Source organism: Aminobacter ciceronei (genome assembly GCF_014138625.1).
Taxonomy (GTDB): Bacteria; Pseudomonadota; Alphaproteobacteria; order Rhizobiales; family Rhizobiaceae; genus Aminobacter; species Aminobacter ciceronei.
This window is the reverse complement of record NZ_JACJHY010000012.1, coordinates 121,877-145,661: the sequence shown is the minus strand read 5'-3', so window position 1 is coordinate 145,661 and position 23,785 is coordinate 121,877. Positions and strand designations below refer to the sequence as shown.

At 63.4% G+C, this 23,785-nt stretch carries 25 protein-coding genes, 1 tRNA gene and 1 pseudogene; 20 read left to right on the top strand and 7 right to left on the bottom strand.

Annotated features, from left to right (window positions below; translation table 11 throughout):
* Nucleotides 1-30 precede the first annotated feature (30 nt).
* The 3 genes from HNQ95_RS14345 (at nt 31) to HNQ95_RS14335 (ending at nt 3,083) form a co-directional block, all read left to right on the top strand.
* Nucleotides 31-873: a glycosyltransferase family 2 protein gene (locus HNQ95_RS14345; protein ID WP_182574255.1), complete on the top strand. Its 843-nt coding sequence runs from the start codon at nt 31-33 to the stop codon at nt 871-873.
* Nucleotides 870-2,126 (top strand): glycosyltransferase WbsX family protein, encoded by a 1,257-nt coding sequence (locus tag HNQ95_RS14340; RefSeq protein WP_312874161.1) that lies wholly within the window; start codon nt 870-872, stop codon nt 2,124-2,126. The genes HNQ95_RS14345 and HNQ95_RS14340 overlap by 4 nt, the downstream gene beginning before the upstream one ends.
* 90 nt (nt 2,127-2,216) lie before the next feature.
* Nucleotides 2,217-3,083 carry a D-amino-acid transaminase gene (locus HNQ95_RS14335; RefSeq protein ID WP_182574257.1) on the top strand — a complete coding sequence of 289 codons (867 nt, stop codon included), beginning with the start codon at nt 2,217-2,219 and terminating at the stop codon, nt 3,081-3,083.
* 246 nt (nt 3,084-3,329) lie between these two features.
* On the opposite strand, the pseudogene HNQ95_RS34180 reads toward HNQ95_RS14335, so the two are convergent.
* From HNQ95_RS34180 to HNQ95_RS14320, 3 genes and pseudogenes are all read right to left on the bottom strand, one after another.
* Nucleotides 3,330-3,638, bottom strand: a pseudogene (locus tag HNQ95_RS34180) (autotransporter outer membrane beta-barrel domain-containing protein); the annotation flags it as partial.
* Between the two features lie 198 nt (nt 3,639-3,836).
* Nucleotides 3,837-4,385, bottom strand: a complete 549-nt coding sequence (gene ybiA, locus HNQ95_RS14325; RefSeq protein ID WP_182574258.1) for a riboflavin biosynthesis intermediates N-glycosidase — start codon at nt 4,383-4,385, stop codon at nt 3,837-3,839.
* Between the two features lie 105 nt (nt 4,386-4,490).
* Nucleotides 4,491-4,580, bottom strand: a tRNA-Ser gene (locus tag HNQ95_RS14320).
* 444 nt (nt 4,581-5,024) lie between these two features.
* Here HNQ95_RS14320 and rplU point away from each other — a divergent pair.
* The 3 genes from rplU (at nt 5,025) to HNQ95_RS14305 (ending at nt 6,458) form a co-directional block, all read left to right on the top strand.
* Nucleotides 5,025-5,456: a 50S ribosomal protein L21 gene (gene rplU, locus HNQ95_RS14315; RefSeq protein ID WP_067956584.1), complete on the top strand. Its 432-nt coding sequence runs from the start codon at nt 5,025-5,027 to the stop codon at nt 5,454-5,456.
* Between the two features lie 24 nt (nt 5,457-5,480).
* On the top strand, nt 5,481-5,750 hold the full coding sequence (gene rpmA, locus HNQ95_RS14310) for a 50S ribosomal protein L27 (protein ID WP_055974797.1): 270 nt from the start codon (nt 5,481-5,483) through the stop codon (nt 5,748-5,750).
* Nucleotides 5,751-5,870: 120 nt separating this feature from the next.
* Entirely contained in the window at nt 5,871-6,458 is a 588-nt protein-coding gene (locus HNQ95_RS14305) for a GNAT family N-acetyltransferase (RefSeq protein ID WP_067956586.1), read from the top strand.
* Nucleotides 6,459-6,467: 9 nt separating this feature from the next.
* On the opposite strand, the gene HNQ95_RS14300 is transcribed toward HNQ95_RS14305, so the two are convergent.
* Nucleotides 6,468-7,328, bottom strand: a complete 861-nt coding sequence (locus HNQ95_RS14300) for an endonuclease/exonuclease/phosphatase family protein (protein ID WP_067956587.1) — start codon at nt 7,326-7,328, stop codon at nt 6,468-6,470.
* 114 nt (nt 7,329-7,442) lie between these two features.
* On the opposite strand from HNQ95_RS14300, the gene obgE reads away from it, so the two are divergent.
* The 4 genes from obgE (at nt 7,443) to HNQ95_RS14280 (ending at nt 11,609) form a co-directional block, all read left to right on the top strand.
* Nucleotides 7,443-8,480, top strand: coding sequence for a GTPase ObgE (gene obgE, locus HNQ95_RS14295; protein WP_067956589.1), 1,038 nt, complete (start codon nt 7,443-7,445; stop codon nt 8,478-8,480).
* Nucleotides 8,481-8,486: 6 nt separating this feature from the next.
* Nucleotides 8,487-9,635, top strand: a complete 1,149-nt coding sequence (gene proB / locus HNQ95_RS14290; RefSeq protein ID WP_154386200.1) for a glutamate 5-kinase — start codon at nt 8,487-8,489, stop codon at nt 9,633-9,635.
* Nucleotides 9,636-9,638: 3 nt separating this feature from the next.
* Nucleotides 9,639-10,925 (top strand): glutamate-5-semialdehyde dehydrogenase, encoded by a 1,287-nt coding sequence (locus HNQ95_RS14285; protein ID WP_182574259.1) that lies wholly within the window; start codon nt 9,639-9,641, stop codon nt 10,923-10,925.
* A gap of 87 nt (nt 10,926-11,012) precedes the next feature.
* On the top strand, nt 11,013-11,609 hold the full coding sequence (locus tag HNQ95_RS14280) for a nicotinate-nucleotide adenylyltransferase (protein WP_182574260.1): 597 nt from the start codon (nt 11,013-11,015) through the stop codon (nt 11,607-11,609).
* A 43-nt stretch (nt 11,610-11,652) separates the two neighbouring features.
* Here HNQ95_RS14280 and HNQ95_RS14275 read toward each other — a convergent pair whose 3' ends face one another.
* Nucleotides 11,653-12,483 (bottom strand): AraC family transcriptional regulator, encoded by an 831-nt coding sequence (locus HNQ95_RS14275; RefSeq protein WP_182574261.1) that lies wholly within the window; start codon nt 12,481-12,483, stop codon nt 11,653-11,655.
* 229 nt (nt 12,484-12,712) lie between these two features.
* On the opposite strand from HNQ95_RS14275, the gene HNQ95_RS14270 reads away from it, so the two are divergent.
* The 10 genes from HNQ95_RS14270 (at nt 12,713) to HNQ95_RS14220 (ending at nt 22,736) form a co-directional block, all read left to right on the top strand.
* A complete protein-coding gene (locus HNQ95_RS14270) occupies nt 12,713-13,945 on the top strand; it encodes an MFS transporter (RefSeq protein ID WP_246340711.1) in 1,233 nt (410 codons plus the stop codon).
* 168 nt (nt 13,946-14,113) lie between these two features.
* Nucleotides 14,114-14,491 (top strand): ribosome silencing factor, encoded by a 378-nt coding sequence (gene rsfS / locus HNQ95_RS14265; RefSeq protein ID WP_067956597.1) that lies wholly within the window; start codon nt 14,114-14,116, stop codon nt 14,489-14,491.
* 17 nt (nt 14,492-14,508) lie between these two features.
* Complete coding sequence (rlmH, locus tag HNQ95_RS14260) at nt 14,509-14,991, top strand: 23S rRNA (pseudouridine(1915)-N(3))-methyltransferase RlmH (protein WP_067956598.1); 483 nt, start codon at nt 14,509-14,511, stop codon at nt 14,989-14,991.
* A gap of 568 nt (nt 14,992-15,559) precedes the next feature.
* Entirely contained in the window at nt 15,560-16,879 is a 1,320-nt protein-coding gene (locus tag HNQ95_RS14250; RefSeq protein ID WP_182574263.1) for a murein hydrolase activator EnvC family protein, read from the top strand.
* Between the two features lies 1 nt (nt 16,880).
* On the top strand, nt 16,881-18,209 hold the full coding sequence (locus tag HNQ95_RS14245; protein WP_067956602.1) for a S41 family peptidase: 1,329 nt from the start codon (nt 16,881-16,883) through the stop codon (nt 18,207-18,209).
* Nucleotides 18,210-18,321: 112 nt separating this feature from the next.
* Complete coding sequence (locus HNQ95_RS14240) at nt 18,322-19,476, top strand: divergent polysaccharide deacetylase family protein (RefSeq protein WP_157096993.1); 1,155 nt, start codon at nt 18,322-18,324, stop codon at nt 19,474-19,476.
* 6 nt (nt 19,477-19,482) lie between these two features.
* Complete coding sequence (locus HNQ95_RS14235) at nt 19,483-20,001, top strand: RNA pyrophosphohydrolase (RefSeq protein WP_067956604.1); 519 nt, start codon at nt 19,483-19,485, stop codon at nt 19,999-20,001.
* 310 nt (nt 20,002-20,311) lie between these two features.
* A complete protein-coding gene (rnk, locus tag HNQ95_RS14230; RefSeq protein WP_067956606.1) occupies nt 20,312-20,728 on the top strand; it encodes a nucleoside diphosphate kinase regulator in 417 nt (138 codons plus the stop codon).
* A gap of 104 nt (nt 20,729-20,832) precedes the next feature.
* Entirely contained in the window at nt 20,833-21,375 is a 543-nt protein-coding gene (locus HNQ95_RS14225) for a GreA/GreB family elongation factor (protein WP_067956608.1), read from the top strand.
* Nucleotides 21,376-21,482: 107 nt separating this feature from the next.
* The gene (locus HNQ95_RS14220; protein WP_067956609.1) at nt 21,483-22,736 is read left to right on the top strand and encodes a D-amino acid dehydrogenase; all 1,254 of its coding nucleotides are present in this window, start codon (nt 21,483-21,485) and stop codon (nt 22,734-22,736) included.
* Between the two features lie 2 nt (nt 22,737-22,738).
* Here HNQ95_RS14220 and HNQ95_RS14215 read toward each other — a convergent pair whose 3' ends face one another.
* Both HNQ95_RS14215 and HNQ95_RS14210 read right to left on the bottom strand, forming a co-directional pair.
* A complete protein-coding gene (locus tag HNQ95_RS14215; protein ID WP_067956611.1) occupies nt 22,739-23,140 on the bottom strand; it encodes a VOC family protein in 402 nt (133 codons plus the stop codon).
* A 4-nt stretch (nt 23,141-23,144) separates the two neighbouring features.
* On the bottom strand, nt 23,145-23,750 hold the full coding sequence (locus tag HNQ95_RS14210) for a transcriptional regulator (RefSeq protein ID WP_246340712.1): 606 nt from the start codon (nt 23,748-23,750) through the stop codon (nt 23,145-23,147).
* Nucleotides 23,751-23,785 lie beyond the last annotated feature (35 nt).

The following is a 23,785-nucleotide window of genomic DNA, read 5'->3' as shown; positions in this document are numbered from 1 at the left end:
ACGTTAAGTCAAGTTGATGCGGACGACTTTATGAAACCGGACGTGGATCTGATCGTCGTTACCCACAACAGCGGCTCGGTCTTGCCAGTGTTTTTGGCGACTGTTCCGAGTTGTGCAAACGTTGTTGTCGTCGACAACGCCAGCGTCGACGACTCCGTGACGCTTGCCGAGGCTGCCGGGGCGAAGGTCATCGAGATCGAGGAAAATGTCGGCTATGGCAGCGCCTGCAATGTCGGCGCGGCCGCCGGCAATGCGCCATTCCTGCTGCTTGCCAATCCTGACCTTCGCTTCGAGGCGGGCGCGATAGAAGCGCTTGTTGCTGCAGCCGCTGCCCATCCCGACGCCGCCTTCAATCCGCGTTTCTATTCGGGCTCGCGCCGGCGCTTCAGACGGTGGTCGCGACTGCTGCCGGCGTCCGACTTTTGGCACGGGGCGCCCCCCAAACATGATTGCGCCATCCCGGTCCTGCATGGCGCCTGCATCTTCATCAGGCGTAAGCATTTCGAGCAGGTTGGTGGCTTCGACCAGAACATCTTCCTGTTCCACGAGGACGACGACCTCAGCGTGCGGCTGCTGCGGGTCGGTGTCGAGCTGCGGCTTGCTGCAGGTGCTGCCGTCGACCATGCGGAAGGCCGCTCCAGCGCGCGGTCGGTCGAGTCGGGCCGCGTCAAGGGTGAAGCGATGGGCCGGTCGCTGGTCTATGTCATGAACAAGCACCAGATGCCGCTTGACGTACCTGCCGAACGTTTCCGTACATGGCTGAAGCTGCTGTGGCCGCATGTGCTGTTCTCCAGTGCGCGACGCTCCAAGCTTCTGGGATTTGCAAACGGATTGAATGGCGGCCCTATGGGCAGTTTCGGGAAGCGCCAGTGAACGCTCTGTCAGGCGCCCCGTGGCGTGAAAGGCCATCCTTCTTGCGCAGAGTCTGGGGAAAGTTGCGGCGGATCGCGCAGCCGTCCCGATGGCTGGCGAGGTCACAGCCGTCGGACCGGCTACACGAGACACAGGTCCGCAATCTCCTTGGCCATTATCCGGCCGGTGACTATAAGCCGATAGCAAGCGAAAAGCCGGCCGCGACCGACGTCCGCCTGGTGGCGTACTACTTGCCGCAGTTTCATCCGACGGCGGAGAACGACGAGTGGTGGGGGAGCGGCTTCACCGAATGGCGCAACGTTGCGCGCGCGTTCCCTGTCTTCGAAGGTCACTACCAGCCGCGGCTGCCGGGAGAACTGGGCTATTATGACCTGCGGTTGCCTGAAGTCATGCGCCGGCAGGTCGAACTGGCCAAGCTCTACGGCATCTCAGCCTTCTGTTTTCATTTCTACTGGTTTGGTGGTCGGCGTCTGCTGGAAGGTCCGCTGGACCATTATCTGGCAACCGCCGATCTCGACCTGCCATTCTCCCTGTGCTGGGCCAACGAAACCTGGTCGCGACGCTGGTCCGGGCGCGAGCAGGAGGTGCTTCTGGCGCAGCGGCATTCGGCGGAGGACGACATCGCGGTCATTCGCGGCCTCGACAAATATTTCCGCGATCCCCGCTATCTGAAAATCGACGGCAAGCCGGTTTTCACCGTCTATCGCGCGAGCCTCTTCCCGGACATGAAAGCCACCATCGCACGCTGGCGCGCAGAGATGACCAGGCTCGGATATCCTGGGATCTACCTGATCGCGACGAATGCCTTTGATTTCAGTGCGCATCGCGACCACGGCTTCGATGCGCTGTCCGAGTTTCCGCCGCACAACATCCGCACGCCGAGTATCGAAAGCAGCTTGTCCGTCTCACGCTTCCGGGACAGCGGTCGTATTCGACGCTACGCCGATGTGGTGGCAGCGGAAAAGGTGAAGTCGGTCGAGGCAGGCGTCGTCCATCCCGGCGTCATGCCGTCATGGGACAACAGCGCGCGCCGTCCGACGTCTGCCCAGATCTACCATGGCTCGACGCCCGATCTGTTCGAGCAATGGCTCGGGGACGCGATGGAGCGCGCGCAGGCCAATCCTGCAAACGAGCGCCTTGTCTTCATCAATGCCTGGAACGAGTGGGGCGAGGGGGCGTATCTCGAACCCGACCTGAGATATGGTTACGCCTATCTCGAGGCCTGCGCGGAAGCCCTTCGGAACCATAAGTGACAGCGGCGCCGTCTTGCATAAGGTAATTTCCATCGGGGCGCTGGGCCTGTACAAGGCGCGCTGACATCTCACTTGCATTGGAGAGTACCTATGGCCGGTGGACAAGACCGCATCGTCTGGCTGAATGGCAGCTACCTGCCGGCCGCTGAGGCCAAACTGTCGATCTTCGATCGCGGCTTCCTGTTTGCCGACGGCATCTACGAGGTGACGGCGGTTCTCGACGGCAAGCTAGTCGACAGCGACCTGCACATGGCGCGTCTGGAGCGCTCGGCCCGTGAACTTGGCTTGCGCCTGCCCATCACCACCGCTGCCATCGAAGAGATCGAGCACGGTCTGATCGAGCGCAACGGTCTGCAGGAAGGGCTTGTCTACCTGCAACTGACGCGGGGCGCCGAAGAGCGGAACTTCCTGTTCGGCGAGGAGCTGGAGCCGACACTCCTGCTGTTGACGCAGCCGAAGGTGCTTGTCGATGTTGCCGCAGCAAGGACCGGCATTGCCGTCAAGACGCTGGCCGACCTGCGCTGGGCAAGGCGCGACATCAAGAGCGTGTCCCTGCTGCCGCAGGTGTTGGCCAAGCGCGACGCCAAGGCGGAAGGTTGCGACGAGGCGTGGATGGTCGAGGACGGTCATGTCTCCGAAGGTGCGTCGTCGACCGCCTATATCGTTACCCATGACGGCAAGATCGTCTCACCCGCCAACAGCCAGCGCACGCTGCCCGGCTGTACGCGACAGGCGCTTGTCCAGTTGGCCGAGGAGGGCGGCCTGACGCTCGAGCAACGCCGCTTTACCGTCGAGGAAGCCCAGGCTGCTGCCGAAGCCTTCATCACCAGCGCTTCGACCTTCGTCATGCCGGTGGCCCGCATCGATGGCAAGCCGATCGGCGACGGCAAGCCGGGACCAGTCGTCACGCGGCTGCGCGAGATCTATATCGACCATGCGCGCGCGAGCGCACGCTGACGGGCAAGGGCTGACCCATCCGGGCCCGCCGCCAGGTGGGCCGGCAAACGCCGTCGCGGCTGCCGAAGATACACGACCATCTTCGGGTCCTGGTAGTCGTCCATGGTCGGCATGGCGTGCATGAAGACGGCTAGAACCGCACCGCAAGGTTTGCCTTGAAGCTGTGATGCTGTGCGTCGGATGCCAGTTGGCCATGATAGGCAAGGCCGACGCTTGCAGCCGCGGAGATGTCGAAGTCGAGCCGGCCTCGGTAATGGCGCTGTCTCTGGCGATCGGTGCCCCCGCGACAGAGAAAGCGCTGGAGTAGCCAAAGGCATTGACTGACGAGGGAAACGTGTTGCCGAAAGCGTGGCACCAGCCGAGCATGCCGCGTGCCCTGGTTTCTATGCCTGCCACTGTAAATGCGGTCGAGGCGCGCAACCCGACGGTGGTGAAGGTGACGTCGGTCGAATCCCTTGCGACGGTGAGAGCCGCAGCGCCGCCCTGTTCGGCAAAGCCATCCGTGTGGAGATTGACGTAGGCGAGATTGGCGAAGGGTTTTGTCGATGGGCAAATCGCGCAACTTTCCGGCGCTGAGTACCTAACCTACGAATCTGCCGGTTGGTGGGAACACCAGGATCTTTATGTCATCCGCAAACCTTCCGCCGCTGCACACGCTGGGATCCAAATGAAGACAGCTGGAGAGTAATATCGGTCGAGTAGATCTACAGCGGAGTGGTTAGCGGACATACAGATCAGGGCTATAAGGCGGTATCAGACTCTAATGCGGTCTCGCACGTTCATGAGCGCGAAGCCGAGCAAATTGTCGCCACGCCACAGGAGTGGATTGGCTGCTCGCTTGTCATCAGCGGCCAAGCCGATGCCCCACACGCGGTCCACCGGGCTTGCTTCAACTAGAATCTGATTGCCGGTAGACAGCAGAAATGCCCCGAGCGCCTTGTTTTGGGAGAACTTTGCGAAGCTTCCTTCAGTGACGATGCGGCGCTTCTCTCCATCCCAACGCGCCTCATCAAAACCGCGCACCTCGCGACCGATCTGCTTTGCCTGCTTGGGACTTCGCGCCTTAAGGACGTGTTGCACCGCTTCTTGGTCGCCAAACAGCCGTGCCTTCTCAGCCATCATCCAATGCTCAGCCGTGGGATAGCGGATGCTGGCCACCTCGAAGGCCACAGACCACCACTGGCTGAAGCATGAGGAAGTTATCCGTCCATCCTCTGCAGGCTGGTGCCCCCAGAAGAAAAGGAACTTCAGGCGTGCCTTGGCACGGAACGCTATCTCAAGGTGGGCGCGATCATGAACCATAATCTGCACTCTAAAGCAGCAATGCCGAACATCGGCAATGAAGGCAGGAAGCCGCCGTTGCGGCCTCAAGATATTTAGGGCTTTAAGCGTAGAAGCGGCGGTGTCTGGCGGAGAGGGAGGGATTCGAACCCCCGATGGGCTTGCACCCATGCCGCATTTCGAGTGCGGTGCATTCGACCACTCTGCCACCTCTCCGCGGTCGTGATCGGCCGTTGCCGGCGCGGCGCAGTAGATAACGGCTCATGGCCTGTCGCACAAGGCCAAATGTGACCGAGTTGGCGTATCTTTTTCATTGAGCCGATTTAGCCAGATGGACGCTGCGTCAGCCCGGTGGAAAATCTCGGTCAGAGAGACTGGCTTCACGGGCGTTTGGGTTATGCGGGCGTCGCCTCGGCAGTTGTTCGCTTGAGCTGAAGCCGGTATCCGGGACTGGACTGCGTGAGGCTCGCGTCGGCACGGGAGGCCTGGCCGGGCTCAAAAGCTCAGCTTTGCCAAGGTGTTCGCCTTGACTTCATGGCAACCTTCGGTTACGGGACCCCTGCAATCGGCGTGGAGGGTCCTCTGCGCCGTTTGTCATGAACCCGTAACGACTGACAAAAAGACGGCCGAAAAGGCCGACCGAACAGCGAAAGGCACAAAATGTTCGCAGTCATCAAAACGGGCGGTAAGCAGTATCGCGTTGCCGCCAATGATGTGATCAAGGTTGAGAAGCTCGTCGGCGCCGCCGGCGACACCGTGGAATTCGTTGAAGTGCTCGCCGTTGGCGAAGGTGAAAACGCCGAGATCGGCGCGCCCTTCGTCGCGGGCGCAGTGGTGACGGCTGAGGTGGTCGAGCACGGCCGCAACAAGACCGTCATCGCCTTCAAGAAGCGTCGCCGCCAGAACTCGCGTCGCGCCCGCGGTCACCGCCAGCACCACACCACTGTCCGGATCTCCGAGATCCTGACCGGCGGTGCGAAGCCTTCGAAGAAGGCGGCAGTGAAGGCCGAAGCCGCAGCTGATGCAGCTGCAGAAAAGCCCGCGAAGAAGGCAGCGCCGAAAAAGGCTGCAGCCGTCGCGGAATCAGAGTAATCAGAGCGCTGAAGGAGAACATCCATGGCACATAAGAAAGCTGGCGGTTCGTCGCGCAACGGTCGCGATTCAGAGTCGAAGCGCCTTGGCGTCAAGAAGTTCGGTAGCGAGTCCGTGATTCCGGGCAACATTATCGTTCGTCAACGCGGCACCACCTGGCATCCCGGCGTCAACGTCGGCATGGGCAAGGATCACACCCTTTTTGCGCTCGAAGCCGGCGCCGTGACCTTCAACAAAAAAGCCAATGGCCGAACCTACGTATCGGTGAATCCGATTCTCAAGGCCGCGGAGTAGCCGGTTCCGCACTACAACACCGGCGCCCCATCTCGGGAACCGGTGTCTGGCCAAGCCAGGAAAAGGATCAGGGGAGATGGGTTTCCATCTCCCCTTTTTCATTTTCCTGGAGGATTTCACATGGTTGCCGAGAAGGAAGACAGCGAAGACGAAAGGCTGTCGATCGACTGTCCGATATTGCTGACCGAGCGCCTGGTCCTGCGGCCACCGCACGAGGACGACATCCCCGAGCTGGTGCAGCTGGCCGACAACCGCCACATCGCCGAGATGTTGTCGCGGATGCCGCATCCCTACGGCGAGGCCGAGGCGCGAGCCTTCCTGTCGATGGCGCGTAGCAGGCGCGGCGGGGTGGTTTATGCCATCACCATCGCCGACACCGGTGCCTTCGTCGGTTCGGCCGGGCTAAACGTCACCGACCGCGGGCTAGAGCTCGGCTACTGGATCGGCGAACCCTACTGGAAGTCGGGCTATGCCACCGAGGCCGCGCATGCGCTCGTCGATCTCGCCTTCCGGGCGACCGATGTTGCCGTGCTCAACGTCTCGTGCCGGGTCATCAACCCGGCGTCGCGGCGGGTCATCCACAAGTGCGGCTTCCAGTATGCCGGCCAGGGCATGCTGAACTCGATCGTCGCCGGCCAGGTCCCGGTCGAGCGTTACCGGCTCGACCGCAAGACCTGGGCGAGCCTCAGGTCGTGGGCACGGTTCTAGGCGGACGGCTCAGGCCAGCTCGACCCACACCGGCTGGTGGTCGGAACCTGCCGCATCGCTATCGATGCGGACGGATGTGACCCTGGCGGCCATGTTGGCCTGAACGAAGACGTAGTCGATGAGGCGGGTTTTTTCCGGATGGGTCGTGTCGGTCCAGGAGACCGATCCATCCGGAACTCCGCCCGCCAGCGTATAGGCGTCGACAGGGTGATGGGCGACGATCTGCGGACCTTCCACCGGGTCGGGCACGCCGGTCATGACGAGATGTTCGGGCGAGCCCGGCACCATGTTGAAGTCGCCCATGAGAACGAATTCCTCGGGGCTGGGGAGCTCGGGGAAACCGTATTCGGCAGCACCGGTGAGGACGCCGCCTTCTGCGGCGAAGGCGTAGACCCGTTCCTTGAGGTGACGGATCTGGGCGATGCGCTCCTCCTGGCTGACGTGGTCGGTGTGTACGGAGTAGACACGCAGCGGACCCGATGGTGCCATAATAAGCGCTTCCAGCGCCGAGCGCTGCAGGTTGCCGCGGCTGAGGCGTTTGCTGCGCGGCAGGAGCAGGTTGCGCGACGCGACGATGGGCCAGCGCGACAGCACCATGTTGCCGAACTGCAGCCGCTTGTTGGCGGGCTTGCCGTCGGTGCCGAGCATGCCGAAGTCGATGTCCATGGCGACGCCGTAGACATGGAAGTAGTCGGGCAGCAGGCGGGCAAGGCCGTCGACCATGTCGGCCATGTCGTTGCGCATGAAGTTGCGGGTCACCTCCTGCAGCGACACGATGTCGGCGCCGTCGACGGCGCGGGCAATGCGGTCGAGGTCGTAGCGCGCGTCGCGGCCGACGCCATACTGGGTGTTGTAGGTGACCAGTTTCATCTACGTCCTTTCGATACGGGCATCGCGGCCCAATCCGCTCTCGCCCTTCGCCGCGCCTTGCGCTATGGCAAGTGCGCTGAAACAACGAAATAGCAGCAGAAGACGAAGAGTCCGATGAAATTTCTCGATCAGGCCAAGGTTTACATCCGCTCCGGCAACGGTGGCGCGGGTGCAGTGTCGTTCCGGCGCGAAAAGTTCATCGAATTCGGCGGCCCGGACGGTGGCGATGGCGGCCGCGGTGGCGACGTCTGGCTCGAGGTCGTCGATGGTCTCAACACGCTGATCGACTATCGTTACCAGCAGCATTTCAAGGCGCAGACCGGCATTCACGGCATGGGCCGCAACATGACCGGCGCCAAGGGAGCCGACATCACGCTCAAGGTCCCGGTCGGCACGCAGGTCTATGAAGAAGACAACGAGACGCTGATCTGCGACCTGACCCAGGTCGGCCAGCGTTATCTGCTCGCCAAGGGCGGCAATGGCGGTTTCGGCAACCAGCATTTCAAGACCTCGACCAACCAGGCGCCGCGGCGAGCCAATCCCGGCCTCGAAGGCCAGGAGATGTGGGTCTGGCTCAGGCTCAAGCTGATCGCCGATGCCGGCCTCGTCGGCCTGCCCAATGCCGGCAAGTCGACCTTCCTTGCCTCGGTCACGGCGGCAAAGCCGAAGATTGCCGACTATCCCTTCACCACGCTGCATCCGGGCTTGGGCGTGGCCCGCATCGACGCCCGCGAGTTCGTCATCGCCGACATTCCCGGTCTGATCGAGGGCGCGCATGAAGGTGTTGGCATCGGCGACCGTTTCCTTGGCCATGTCGAGCGCACGCGCGTGCTGCTGCATCTGGTCTCGGCGCGGGAAGAAAGCCCTGCCAAGGCCTACAAGACGGTGCGCCGCGAGCTTGAGGCCTATGGCCACGGCCTCGACGAGAAGTTCGAAGTGGTCGCACTTTCCCAGGCTGATACGCTCGATCCAGATGAACGCAAGAAGAAGATGGCATCGTTGAAACGCGCGGCTGGGCGCGCGCCTATCCTCCTGTCGGCGGCGACGCGCGAGGGCGTCGAGGAGACGCTGCGCGCGCTGATGAGCGTGGTCGAAGAGGCACGTCAGGCAAGCGGCGAGGTGGCGCCCTCCGACGCGCGCTGGACGAAGTAGACTGCCATGACGATCCCTACGCTTCGAAGCTACAAGCGCATCACAGTCAAGATCGGCTCGGCGCTGCTTGTCGACCGCTCGACCGGTCTCAAGCGCGAATGGCTGGCCTCGATGGCCGACGACATCGCAACGCTCGCCGAAGGTGGCGCCGACGTGCTGGTCGTCTCGTCGGGCGCGATCGCGCTTGGCCGCACCATCCTCGGTCTCGGCAAGCGCGCCTTGAAGCTGGAAGAGAGCCAGGCCGCCGCGGCCGTCGGCCAGATCGCTTTGTCGGGCGCCTGGGCGGAAGAGCTCGGCCGCAAGGGGCTGAAGTCGGGCCAGATTCTGGTCACGCTCGGCGACACCGAGGAGCGCCGGCGCTATCTGAACGCGCGCGCCACCATATCGACGCTGCTCAAGATGGATGCTGTGCCGGTCATCAACGAAAACGACACGGTGGCGACGAGCGAAATCCGCTATGGCGACAATGATCGCCTGGCGGCGCGTGTGGCGACGATGATGGGATCTGATCTTTTGGTGCTGCTGTCCGACATCGACGGGCTCTACACCGCCCCGCCGGCAAGCGACCCGAATGCCAAATTCATTCCGGTCGTCGACCGCATCACGCCTGATATCGAGGCGATGGCCGGGGGAGCTGCCTCCGAACTGTCGCGCGGCGGCATGCGGACGAAGATCGACGCCGGCAAGATCGCCACTGCGGCCGGCACGGCGATGATCATCACCGCCGGCACGCGGCTGTCGCCGCTGATGGCGATCGAACGCGGCGAACGCTCCACCCTGTTTCGGCCGAGCGGCAATCCGGTGAAGGGCTACAAGACCTGGATCGCCGGCCAGCTCGAGCCGGCAGGACGGCTGACCGTCGATGCGGGTGCCGTCGGTGCGCTGCTGTCGGGCAAGTCGCTGCTGCCGGCCGGTGTGAAGCTTGTCAGCGGCAATTTCTCACGCGGCGACACGGTGGCGATTCTGTCGCCCGAGGGGCGCGAGATCGCGCGCGGGCTGGTTGCCTATGACGCTGCGGATGCCGTAAGGATCGCTGGACTGAAGACGGCGGAGATCGAAACCGTTCTTGGCTACGAGGCACGCTCGGCGATGATCCATCGTGACGACCTCGTGGTCAGCCATACGGACAAGGTTGCGGTGCAAGCGGAAGGGTAGGACATGCTGAAGGCGCATGAGAAGTCCCATGAGGATACGGCGCGGCTGATGGCTGATATCGGCCGCAAGGCTCGTGCCGCCGCCCGCCCACTCGCTGTCGCCTCCGCCGAACGCAAGCATGCTGCTCTCATCGGCATGGCCGAAGCCATCCTGAATCGCGAGCACGAGATCCTCGAAGCCAACGCCATCGACGTGAAGAACGGGGAAGAAGCCGGTCTCAGCGGTTCGTTCATGGATCGTTTGAAGCTGACGTCGGGCCGAATCCGCGACATGGCCGATGGCATTCGCGCCATCGCCGATCTCAGAGATCCGGTCGGCGAAGTGATTGCCGCATGGGACCGTCCCAATGGCCTGCACATCGAGCGCGTACGCACGCCGCTCGGCGTCATCGGCGTGATCTATGAGAGCCGTCCCAATGTCACGGCGGATGCCGGCGCGCTGTGCCTCAAGGCCGGCAACCCCGTAATTCTGCGTGGCGGCTCGGATTCGCTCAACTCGTCGCTGGCAATCCATTCCTCCCTCGCCGAGGGGCTGAAGTCGGCCAATCTGCCCGAGGATGCGATCCAACTGGTGCCTGTCGCCGACCGCGCCGCCGTCGGCGAAATGCTGAAGGGCCTGTCGGGCAACCTCGACGTCATCATCCCGCGCGGCGGCAAGAGCCTTGTCGAGCGCGTCCAGACCGAGGCGCGGGTGCCTGTCTTCGCCCATCTCGAAGGAATCTGCCATCTCTACATCGACAAATCGGCCAAGCTCGACATGGCGGTGGCGATCACCGTCAACGCCAAGATGCGCCGGACCGGCATTTGCGGCGCGGCAGAGACGCTCCTGATCGACCGTGCTGTCGCTGCGACCCATTTGGTGCCGGTGCTCGAAGCGCTGCGCAAAGCTGGCTGCGAAATCCACGCCGACGCGGATGTGCTTACGGCCTTTGCCGACGCCAGGCCCGCGACGGACGCCGACTGGGTGACCGAATATCTCGACGCCATCATCTCGGTGAAGCTTGTCGACGGGGTTGCCGGCGCCATCGAACATATCGAGATATTCTCCTCGCACCACACCGAGGCGATCGTTGCCGAGGACGTGAAGGCCGTCGAACGTTTCTTCAACGAGATCGATTCGGCGATCCTGCTGCACAATGCCTCGACCCAGTTCGCCGACGGCGGCGAGTTCGGCATGGGTGCTGAGATCGGCATCGCCACCGGCAAGATGCATGCGCGCGGACCGGTCGGCGTCGAGCAACTAACGTCTTTCAAATACCGCGTGCGCGGCAACGGCCAGCTTCGGCCGTGACGGAAAGCATCGGGTTGGTGTGACGGCTGAGGGGGCCTAAAGTTGCTGTTGCCTTCGGAGCCGCCAGTTTCCCAAAAGTACCTTCGCATGCCTCATGCCATGAAGGGCATGCAGGTCGGGCTGTTCGGCGGCTCGTTCAACCCGCCGCATGCCGGCCATGGCCTCGTCGCTGAAATTGCCATGCGCCGTCTGCAACTCGACCAGCTGTGGTGGATGGTCACCCCGGGCAATCCGCTGAAAAGCACACGCGAGCTGGCGCCGCTGGCCAGACGCATCGAACTGTCCGAGCAGATCGCGGAAAACCCGCACATCAAGGTCACCGCCTTCGAGGCAAGCTACAATGTGCGCTACACCGCCGACACGCTGGCGCTGATCAAGGCACGCAACCCGGGCGTCGATTTCGTCTGGATCATGGGCGCCGACAATCTGCGCGATTTCCATCGCTGGCAGCGCTGGCGGCAGATCGCGACGACCTTCCCGATCGCCGTCATCGACCGGCCGGGGGCGACGCTGTCATTCCTGTCGTCTGTGGTCGCCAAGACCTTCGACTATGCACGTGTCGACGAGGGCGACGCGCCGCTGCTGGCGCGGATGAAGGCCCCTGCCTGGACCTTCATCCACGGACCCCGTTCCCTGCTGTCGTCGACGGCGCTGAGGAACGGGACGGCCAAGGGCAAGTCCTAGCCGTCCGGACGGAAAACCGCGGTACAGTTTTCCTGGAATTGCGTCAGCCTTTGATCGGGATCCAGATCTCGTAGCCGCCATTGCCCGTCGCCGGGTCGAAGCTCTCCGGGTAGAGCTCGAAATTGGGACCGTCTGCGGCTTCATGCCCCGATGTCGGCAGCCACTTACTCCACACCGTGTGGGTCATGCGACGGATCATCGAAATGTGGTCGGTGGTGGCAAACACCGCATAGCGCTGCGGCGGGATGCGCAGACGGGTGTACTCCGAGGTCAGGTCGGCGAAATCCTTGACCTCGACGCCGGCGATGTACTCGAAACTGTCGTCGTCGAAATTGCAGCAGACGCCATAGCCGACATAGTTCTTCTGGCCGGGCACGCTGCCAAAATGCGGGCCGAAGCGCTGCCACAGCGACGGGATCGCCAGGCTCGTTTCGCTGGTGTAGCGCTGGCCGAAGCCGGCTATGAGCAGGGGGCCGCCATCGACGAAGCGCGACGGGGCGAGGTTTTCGACGAAGGTCTCGTCCATTTTGAGAAGCTCCAGGCATTGGGTCTGTGAAACGGAGCCATTGGCGCGCACCTCCTCGGGCGTCTGCCCAAAGCGATCGCGGAAGGCCCGGGTGAACGCCTCATGCGAGCCGTAACCGGCGTCGAGCGCGACCGCCAGAATGTCGGGCGCGCCCTTGGCCAGCGCCAGCGCGGCATCGATCAGGCGGCGGGCCCTGATATAGCCCGTGACCGATTGGCCGGTGGCGGCAGCGAAGGCGCGCGACATGTGAAAACGCGAGACCCCGCCAGCGGCGGCGATGTCATCGAGGCCGATGTCCTTGAGGTAGTGGCTCTCGATGTACCAGATGGCTTTCTGAACAGGGGTCATTGTTGTTTCCGGCATGAGGACGACCCCGATATGCCTGCTTGCGGGGAAGTCCATTTGATCGTGCTTGCTGCACAGCGCTTTTTTGCGCCGATGTCGATGGCAATAACGCCGGTCGGCCCGTCTTGATCCAGTCCAGACTATTGGCTGAACCTGCACGGCCGATGTCGCAAATGCAGCGGCGCCAATGTATCGCAGCCGCGAAACTGGCTGCATGGAACAACGGCACGGGATGATCAGCGAAGTCGAAGAGGGCGACCACACGCCGGCGATCGCCGTTGCCGGTGTGATCCTGGCGATGGCGCTGCTCGCCGTCGGCAACGGCCTGATGTTCGGCTACATCCCTGTCAGCCTGGGGGCCGCGGGCTATGGGCCGACCTGGGCGGGCACGATGCTGACCGGCCTGTCGGCGGGCGGCCTTGCCGGCTGCCTGCTCACCGGAGCGCTGGTGCGCCGTGTCGGCCATGCCCGTGCCTACATGGTGTTTTCCGCCCTGATCGTGCTGTCCAACGTTGCCGTCGCTGCGGGCACGTTCCCCTTCGTCTGGATCGCCGCTCGGGCGCTTTATGGATTTGCCATCTGCGGCTTGTTCATCGTCGCGCAGAGCTGGCTCAACGACGCCGTCGGCAACGACATACGCGGCCGGGTCATGGCGATCTTCTACGTCGCTTATGTCGTCGGCCTCGGTATCGGTTCGTTCCTGCTGCGCTTCGTCGACATCGCAACCGCGCAGGCGCCGTTGCTTTGCGTGGCCTCCGCCGCCATCTCGATCCTGCCCGTCGGGCTGACCCGGCTGCGGCAGCCGCCGCCACCGCTGGCGGCCTCAGTGGCGCTGGCGCGGGCGTGGCGGATCTCTCCCGTCGGCGTCGCCGGTATGCTTGCGGTTGGTGGTCTGTCGATGATGATCGCCGGCTTCGCGCCGATCCACGCCACGGCGAGCGGTTTCAGCCAGCAGGAGGTGGCGACCCTGTTGTTTGCCATGCCCCTCGGTACGCTCCTGTTCCAGATCCCGCTTGGCTGGATCTCCGATCGAACCGACCGGCGCTATGTGCTGGTGGCGGCGGGGCTCCTGGTGGTGATCGCCGGGATTGCGGCAAACCGTTTCGACGGCAGTGCCCTGCCGCTGATGGTCGCGATCTATGTCGTGTGGAGCGGCACCAGCGAATCGATCTACTCGCTGTCGAGCGCGCATGCCAGCGACCGCGCCCACAAGGACGACCTCGTGGCACTGTCGAGCAGCATGCTGTTTGCCTGGTCGCTGTCGGGCTTCATCGTTCCCGGCCTCGGCACCTTGCTGACGGCTGTCTACGGAACCCAGGCTTTCATGTATGTCGCCACTGCCATCGCGGCGTTGTTCACCGCTTTCGTGCTCTGGCGCCTGCGTATCAGTCCGGCGGTGCCGGAGGCCGATGCTGGCAGCTTTGCGCCGATGTCGGCCCAGCTGCCGCCGTCGACCGAGCCATAGGAACCCTGGCGCGAGGGCTGCCGGGAACGATCAACTTGTTGTCGCTGTCTTGAAACTGTAGCCTAACTCTGCCTATCTAAATGGTGTCGCCCGAGTTCAGGGTGATTTGGTTGTTCCTGTCGGAAAGGAAAGACACTGAGAACAGCACTTCGGAAGAAGGCGGAAGTCATGCCTTCGCCGGCCGGGATAGGCGAATTCGACGCCGTTGCCCGCGCCCTCAAGACAGTCCTTGACAGTCTGGAAGACTCCAAGGCCGAAAACATCGTCTCCATCGACATTCAGGGGAAATCGAGCCTCGGCGACTACATGGTCATCGCCTCGGGTCGATCGCACCGTCATGTCGCGGCGGTTGCCGATCATCTCCTCACAGCGCTGAAGGATGCCGGTCTCGGCGCCGCCCGCGTCGAGGGGCTGTCAGGTGCCGACTGGGTCCTCATCGATTCAGGCGATATCATCGTCCATGTCTTCCGGCCCGAAATCCGCGAGTTCTACAACATCGAAAAGATGTGGCAGGCGCCGGATCTCGAGGAAGAAACGGTTCATTGAGCCGCTAGACGCCAGGGATGAAAGTCTGGGTACATGCCGTGGGCCGGATGAAAGCCGGCCCCGAGAAGGAACTCGCCGACCGCTATCTCGATCGGTTCTCGAAAAGCGGCGGCCCGCTCGGCCTCGACTTTTCCGGAGTTACCGAGATCGCAGAAAGCCGTGCCCAGACCGTTGATGAGCGGCGGCGCGAAGAAGCCGACAGGCTGCGCGCCCAGATGGCGCCGGGAACCGCACTCATCCTGCTCGACGAACGCGGCAAGAATCTCTCCTCGCAGCAATTTGCCGACAAGATGTCGTCGCTGCGCGACGGCGGCCAGCGCGGCGTGATGATTGCCATTGGCGGTCCTGACGGCCACGACGAGGCGCTGCGCAACGAAGCCCAGATGCTGATTTCGTTCGGTGCCGCGACCTGGCCGCACCAGATGGTCCGCATCATGCTTGGCGAGCAACTCTATCGCGCGGCGACCATTCTTTCAGGGCATCCCTATCATCGCGCGTGAATGGGCTGACATGTCGGCAAGCGCCTTGTCAGTTAGCATTTCCGGGCAGGATCTGGCGAACCGTTCGGCAAATGGATCCGGCACCATGTATGCGCCTCTGTTTCGGGAATAGTAGACCACGTGCTCGTTTGGATTACCGCATAAGGTCTGCATATTGCAGCTGAAAACGCTGGTGCCGAAGTACAAAGGCGGCGTCGTCCTTTTCCGGCACGCCAAGGTTGCGAGCTTCTCTTGGGCTGCCCCGGTAAGGTCCTGACCAGACAAGTATTCGTAGAGCGAATATACGTCGCCTATGGCGCGGCTCTCGATGGTCAACGCATCCGTCGCTGCGATAAGTGCCGAGCAGATACATGCCAGTGAGAGGAACCTCTTTGGTCTTGTGATGTGGGTTCTCCGACAAGGCGTATCGCGTCCACTATACAAATTCGAACAGGAAAATAATGGCAGCGTCCGGAATTTGACAAAATGGCTGGGCAAAAGTCCGCCCGCGGTCGTGCCCGGTGAACATGGTTGATGGTTCGTTAACGATGCCGCCGCTAAGGTCGCAAGCATACAACCGGATCATCGCATGGCGCGGAATTCCCCAGTGAAGTCGTGGCTCCAACCATGCCGCGGCATCGTCGCCGCAGGCTGGATCGCGCTCGCCTGCGGAGCCGCATTGGCCCAGGTAGGCCCGCCCTTGCCGGACCCGGACCGTACGCGGTCCGAACTCGAGAACCTGTCGCGCGTCATCGAGGTTTCAGCCGAGCGGCGCGAAAAGCTGGCGGCCGAGATTGCCCAGGTGAAGAAGGATCACGCCTCGATCACCGCGGCGCTGATCCAGTCGGCAAAGACTGAGCGCAAGCTCGCCCAAGACATCGAAGATATCGCCGGCAAGGTCGAAGGGCTGAAAGAGCAGGAGGCGGGCATCCGCACCTCGCTCAACATACGCCGCGGCGTGCTGGCGGAGGTGCTTGGCGCGTTGCAGCGCATGGGCCTCAATCCGCCGCCGGCGATCCTGGTCAAGCCGGAAGACGCGCTGTCGTCGATCCGCAGCGCCATCCTTCTCGGCGCCGTGGTGCCCGAGCTGCGCTCCGAGACCGAGATTCTGATGGCCGACCTCAAGGAGCTGTCACGGGTTGTGGCCTCGATCGAGGCGGAACGTGACCGCCTGACAACCGCGATGACGGCGCAGGCCGGCGAAAAGGCGCGACTGGACCTGCTGCTCGAAGCCAAGAACCGGCTACGCTCGGAATCCGAGACAGCGCTTGCCGAAGAGACGAAAAATTCAGTCGAACTCGCAGCGCGAGCCGAAAGTCTCAAAGATTTGATCGCCTCGCTCGACAAGCAGGCGGCGAAGAAGGCCGCCGACGCAGAGGCCTCTCGAAAGGCTGCCGCGGAGGCAGCCAAGGCAGCAAACGAACCGGTCGTTCCGGTGGTGCCGGAAGCCAACCAACTTGTTGCTTCCGCTCCATTTTCCTTGCTCCAGGGGCAGGTGGCGCTACCGGTCGCCGGGCGTATCAAACGCCGCTTCGGCGCCGACGATGGCATCGGCGGCACCATGCTTGGGGACATGGTTGCGACACAATCGGGCGCCATCGTCACCGCTCCGGCGGATGGAAGCGTTCTTTATGCGGGGCCTTTCCGCTCCTATGGTCAACTCTTGATCCTCAACGCCGGCGACGGCTATCATGTCGTCTTGGCGGGGATGAGCAGAATCAGCGTCGCGCCGGGTCAGTCCGTACTAGCAGGCGAGCCGATCGGTGCGATGGGAGAGGCGAGGGTGGCGAGCACCTCAGCCTCGGACAATGCAAATGCGACGCCGGAACTCTATGTCGAGTTCCGCAAGGATGGAAAACCCGTCGATCCGACCCCGTGGTGGGCGGACCGTACCTCTGGAAGGACATGAAATGATGCGTAAACTGTCGCTTCTGCTTGCCGGGGCGCTGATGGGAGGCTCCGCGATGAGCCTGGTGTACGGTGCGCCCGGCTCGACAGCGAATGCGGCGGGTTCCGAAACCTACCGCCAGCTCGCCATCTTCGGCGACATCTTCGAACGCGTGCGCGGTCAGTATGTGACCCCGCCGGACGAAAAGTCGCTGATCGAGAACGCCATCAACGGCATGCTGACCTCGCTCGATCCGCATTCGTCATATCTCAACGCTGAAGCGGCCAAGGACATGCGTGTCCAGACCAAGGGCGAATTCGGCGGCCTCGGCATCGAGGTGACGATGGAGAACGAGCTGGTCAAGGTCATCACCCCGATCGACGACACGCCCGCCGCCAAGGCAGGCGTGCTGGCCGGCGATTACATTTCCAAGATCGATGGCGAGGAAGTTCGCGGCCTGACGCTGAACGACGCCGTCGAAAAGATGCGCGGCCTGATCAACACCCCGATCAAGCTGACGATCCTGCGCGAAGGCGCCGACAAGCCGATCGAGCTGTCGATCATGCGCGACGTCATCAAGGTCAAGGCGGTCAAGTTCCGCGTCGACAACGATGTCGGCTACCTGAAGGTCACCTCCTTCACCGAAAAGACCTTCGACGACCTGCAAAACGCGATCACCACGATCAAGAAGCAGGTCCCGGCGGACAAGTTGAAGGGTTATGTGCTCGACCTGCGCCTCAACCCTGGCGGCCTGCTCGACCAGGCGGTCAGCGTTTCCGACACCTTCCTCGACCGCGGCGAGATCGTTTCAACCCGCGGCCGCGATCCGAAGGACATCACCCGCTTCGACTCGCGTCCCGGCGACGACATCGACGGCAAGCCGCTGATCGTCCTGATCAATGGCGGTTCGGCGAGTGCTTCGGAAATCGTGGCTGGCGCGTTGCAGGATCTGCGCCGCGCCACCGTGGTGGGCACGCAGTCCTTCGGCAAGGGTTCGGTGCAGACCATCATCCCGCTGGCCGAAAACGGCGCGCTCAGGCTGACGACGGCGCTTTATTACACGCCGTCAGGCAAGTCGATCCAGGGCAAGGGTATCACGCCCGACATCAAGGTCGACCAGCCGCTGCCGGCAGACCTGCAGGGCCGCGACGTGACCCGTGGCGAGTCCGAACTCAAGGGCCATATCAAGGGGGCCGAGGAAAGCGACAAGGGTTCGGGCTCGGCAGCCTATGTGCCGCCGGAGCCGAAGGACGACCTGCAGCTCAATTACGCACTGGAGCTGTTGCGTGGACAGAAGACCGATCCGGCCTTCCCGCCCAACCCCGACAAGGCCGTGATGAACCAGCAGTAAGGGGCGACCGGCGAAGCGCTGGCCTGCTTTACGTGACAATGCCATGCTGCCGGGACCGCAAGGTTCCGGCAGTTTGATTCGGGGGAGGCTGGCTTCGGCCACAGGGCACGGCGTGGTGCAGATCGAAAAGGAAATCGACCGTCCGCTTGGACAGGCGCCGCGCCGTCCGACTGGCAAGCGCTCTGCCTGGCTGCGCAAGGGGCCGCTGCTTGCCGGCCTGTGCGTCCTGGCATTGGTGGCGGCGTCGGCGTCGATCGCCTTTCGCCAGAAGCCTTATCGCACGCCTGAAGTCGTTGCGGTGGTTACGCCCGAGGTGGTTGCCGCGGCGCCCGCACAACCCGTGGCCAAACCGAAGCCGGCACAGACGCCAAGCGGCGGCCCGCAGATCATCCGCGTCAACCCGCCAGAGAGCGAGGGTGGTGCCGTCGTCGTCCGCGATCCCTCTGCCGTCGGGCTGAATGTGCGCGTCGCCCATTTGCCGGAGAAGGCACTGATCGAGGCCAGCCCCTCCGGGCCGTTGCCGATCCGCGCCGCCGACGGGCGCCGTCCGTTCGACGTCTATGCCCGGGCCTGGTCCGGTGCGCGTGGCGCGCGGGTGGCGATCGTGATCGGCGGGCTCGGACTGTCGCAGACCGGAACCCAGACGGCGATCGGCAAGCTGCCGCCGGAGATCACGCTCGGTTTCGCGCCGCAGGGCAACAGCCTTGGCCGATGGATGCAGGCGGCGCGGCGCGAGGGCCACGAGATCGTCATGCAGGTGCCGCTCGAGCCGTTCGATTTTCCCAACGTCAATCCCGGTCGCAACACGCTGACCGTCGAGGCCGGTGCCGACGAGATCCTCAAGAACCTGCGCTGGACGCTGTCGCGGACGACAAACTACACCGCCGTGATGAACTACATGGGGGCGCGCTTCTCGACGAACCCCGAGGCGATGGGCGTGATGATGGCCGAGCTCGGCAAGCGTGGTATCGGTTATGTCGACGACGGCACATCGGCACGAAGCCTCGCACCTGAGACAGCGTTGAAGAACGGCGTGCCGTTTGCTGCTGGTGATGCCATCATCGACGGCGTTCAGGATCGCGGCGCGATCCTCGACAAGCTCGACGAGCTGGAGCGGACGGCGCGCGCAAAGGGCTTTGCCATCGGCACCGGCAATGCATTCGACGTCACCGTCGACGCCGTGGCCTCGTGGGCAAGCGAGGCACGCAAGCGCGGCATCGAGATCGTGCCGATCTCGGCTGTCGCGAGCGACCCCGAACGAGGATAGGACTTGATGTCGAAGACCCTGAAAGCGCCCGCAGATCTGCCCTACCGTCCTTGCGTCGGCATCATGGTGCTGAATGCGAGGGGGATGGTCTGGGCCGGCCACCGCATCGCCGAGCCGGACAGCGAACTGTCTGATACCGACCAGTTGTGGCAGATGCCGCAAGGCGGCATCGACAAGGGTGAAGATCCGTATCCGGCCGCACTCCGCGAGCTTTATGAAGAGACCGGCATGCGCAGCGTCAGCCTGCTTGCAGAGGCGCCCGACTGGATCAACTACGACCTGCCGCCGCATCTGCTCGGCATCGCCCTCAAGGGCAAATATCGCGGCCAGACGCAGAAATGGTTCGCCTTCCGCTTCGAGGGCGAGGAAAGCGAGATCGCCATCAACCCGCCGCCGGGCGGCCATTCGGCCGAATTCGACCGCTGGGCGTGGAAGCCGATGTTCGAGCTGCCGGAACTGATCGTGCCGTTCAAGCGCAAGGTCTATGACGAGGTCGTGGCGGCGTTCAGGCACCTGGCCGGATAATACTTGGCCGGATAGCATCTGGCCGGCCGCCCTTGACAAGCAGGGCGGGGTCGGCGACCCTCCGGCCATGTGCACTTACGCTCATATTGGCAGCTTTGCCTTGTTCCGGGTCTGCCCCATCGCGGGATCCTAGCCCCGGCTCGGTCGCTATGCGACGTCCGAGCCTGCGGGGCACTTTTCAATGCATGAAATCATGAGCACCGGGCCGCTGGGCGGAACGGTCTGAACATTTGGGCACGTCCGCTTTTGCGCGGACGGACCGGTCGTGAGCGTTTCCGCCACGGCCGGACGAGAATCCGTGGAGTATCCATTGCGCCAGAACATCAAGCAGCGCCGCGAACATGAGATCGTGGTGAGCGAAAACGATCATGCCAGGCTGACCGGCCTCGCCGAATCCAGCCTCGAACGTCTACCTGGAATCGCCGAGGAACTGCTCGCCGAAATGGAGCGCGCCAAGATCAAGCCGCTCAGCCGCATCCCGGCCAATGTCGTGCGCATGGGCTCGACCGTGACGTTCCGCGGCGGCGACGGCGAGGTCAAGACGGTGACGCTGGTCTATCCCGGCAAGGCCGACATCGCCGAAGGCAAGGTCTCGATCCTGACGCCGGTGGGTGCAGCGCTGATCGGTCTTCGCGAAGGTCAGTCAGTTGCCTGGACATCGCGCGACGGGCGCCGTCTCGAACTGGAGATCGTGACCGTCGAAGCACCCCGTGCGGACGCCAACTGACGGCGCGCTCCTGCCAGCCCACTCCTGAAATCCCGCCTGCGCGTCCACCTTGACGCCTTGGCGCTGCATGCCGGGCAACAACCCGGTGCTTGCGGAGACAAGCCATGTCCAAATGTCAGCTGACGACCAAGGATTTTGCCATCGTCAAGACGATGCTCGACCGCCTCGCCTGGTCGGGCGGTCCGCTGGTGGCGCTGTTGCGCCGGAAGCTCGCTTCGGCCCAGGTCGTGTTTTCGAATGAGGCCGACGCCGACGTGGTGACGCTGAACAGCCGCGTCACCTTCAGCGTCGATGGTGGCGCGCCGCATACCCGGATCGTGGCGCATGGGCCGATGGACGGCATGGTCGGGCAGATCATCCCGATCACCGTGCCGCGCGGGCTTGCCCTGCTCGGCCTGCGCAAGGGCCAGTCGATATCGATCGACTGCGGCCGCGGTGCAACCGAGACCATCTGCGTCGACGAGATTCACTACCAGCCCGAGGCGGCGCGGCCGGGCATCGCGACGCCGGACCTTCGTCCCGACCCATCTGAACGCCGCTTTCCAGTGCTGGTGTTCAGCGCCGATGAGCCGCAAGCTCTTGGCGTGCCGGGAAAAATCCGGCACATCTCGACAAATGGCGATGATCCGGGCCCGTCTGCGGCCTGACCGGCGCCGTCTGCCGCGCTTCGGAGAGTGCTCGAAGCAGCCGCAAATCGGGAATATGCACGCTCCGAAATCGACCTGATATGTCGGAGCCTGTATCTGGGGGCGCAATGAAGGTCATAGTCGTCGGCGGCGGCGTCATCGGGGTGACGACTGCCTACTATCTTGCCGAGGCCGGCCACGAGGTGGTCGTCTACGACCGCCAGAAGGGGCCGGCGCAAGAAGCCAGCTATGCCAATTCGGGCGAGATTGCCTCCGGCTGTGCCTCGCCTCTGGCAGCACCTGGCTTGCCGCTCAAGGCGCTGAAATGGCTCGCCATGAAGGATGACTCCTTTTCCTTCCGGCCGAAATTCGACCCCAAGATGTGGATGTGGCTGGCCCGGGTGCTGCGCAATTGCACGGCCGAGCGCTACCAGGCGAACAAGTCGCTGATGGTGCCGCTCGCCGAATACAGCCGCGACATGTTGCGGGTGCTGCGCGAAGGCACCGGCATCGCCTATGACGAGCTCAGTCATGGCACGCTGCAACTGTTTCGCACCCAGGAACAACTCGACGGCATCGCTGCGGATGTCGCCGTGCTCGACAGGCTCGAGGTGCCGTACGAAATTCTCGATGCGGCGGGATGCGTTGAAGTGGAGCCCGGTCTTGTTCGCTCGCGCCACAGCTTATCTGGCGGCCTGCGCCTGCCTGACGACGAGACCGGTGACTGCAGCTTGTTCACCGAGCGCCTGGTCGAGTTGTGCGCCGCGCGCGGTGTGGTGTTCAAGTTCGGGCAGAAGGTCTTTTCGATCGATGCCTGGGCCGGGAAAGTTCAGCGCGTCACGGTCAACGGCCATGAGGACGCCGACGCGTTCGTTCTGGCGGCGGGCAGCTATTCCGAACGCTTCATGCGTAAGCTGCACCAGCGCCTGCCGCTCTATCCGCTGAAGGGCTATTCGCTGACGGTGCCGATCGCCGACGTCGATGCAGCGCCTGCCTCGAGTGTTATCGATGTTGCCGGCACGGTCGCCGTCACACGGCTTGGCGACCGCATCCGCATCGGCGGCACCGTGGAGATTTCGGGCTTCGATCTGACCCTGCACGAGCAGCGTCGGGTGCCGCTCGAGCGTGCGCTAAGCGAGCTGTTTCCGGATGCCGGCGATCTGCGCGAAGGGCGCTTTTGGTGCGGCTTGCGTTCGATGACGCCTGACGGTCCGCCGGTTCTGGGACGGACCAAGCTGCCGAACCTCTACATCAACGCGGGCCACGGCATGCTAGGCTGGACCATGGCCTGCGGTTCGGCGAAAATCCTTGCCGACATGATCTCCGGCCGCGAGCCGGAGATCGATATCAGCGGCCTTGGCCCTGAGCGCTTTTGGGCCTGACGTCAGGCCACCTTCTTCAGCGAGCGCGGCGCCTCCGCCGATTGGTACATCGAGATGACGTGGCCGTCGGGATCGGTGAATTCGGATGACCATCCGCCCGGCGCGTGGCTCACCGGGGTGACGATGGTCACGCCATTGTCGGCCAGCGTCGACACGATGTCATCGATGCCGCCGTCGGCGATCTCGAAGACGATGATCGGTGAGTTGCCGGGCCGGGACTCCATCGCAAAGAAGATCAGGTCGACGCCATTGGCGGTATTGGCGAGCAGCCAGTCGCCGGCGGTGTCGGCGTCGCCTTCCATGCGCTGGAGCTCGAGACCCATGACATCGCGATAGAAGGCTTCGGTCTTGTCGATGTTCGAGACGTAGTAGCAGATGTTACCCAGTTTGCTTTTGCCGAACATATGGTCACTCCGTGAGGTCGGTTGCACGCCTGTTGAGTTGCCGTGCCGCCGGGTTTTGTGAGGTGCCGACGACAAAAAGGTGCCCGTCGGGGTCGTGGCTGGCGAGCAGGGCGCCCGGTTGCCTGGCCAAAGCGAGCAGGGAACGCCTGATGCTGCCGAAGGCAAGAGTGCCGGTCAGGCCCGGAATTTCCCCAAAGGAGCCACCGCCATAGGCCAACCAGCGCCGCCGGATTTCTGCGATGCGCTGCCGCAAGGCCGGATCGGCGAGGTGCTGCAGCCAGGCGATTTCCTGCCGCGTATGGCCTGTCAGCGCCAGCAGCGTCGTCGTGCGCAAGCCAGGGGGCAAGGTCGCGACGAACCTGACCGGCAAGGCTTCTTGGGGCTTTGGCTCGCAGCTGATGGCTGCGAAAGGTTGTTCTCGTTTTCTGCGCCGAACTGCCGAACGCGCGTCGAAGGCGGCGCGGCGTCGCAATGCGCCTTCAAGCCAGCGCCGGTTCTCGACATTCGACAGGTCGGTGCGCCCCGCCTCGACCGCCGCGACCAGAACCGTCTGCAACAGATCTTCGGCCTCATCGGCGCGCCTCGTGGCGCGCCGGGCCTTGCGCAGCAATTCTGCGTAGGGACGGGGCAGCAAATCGGTTTCCT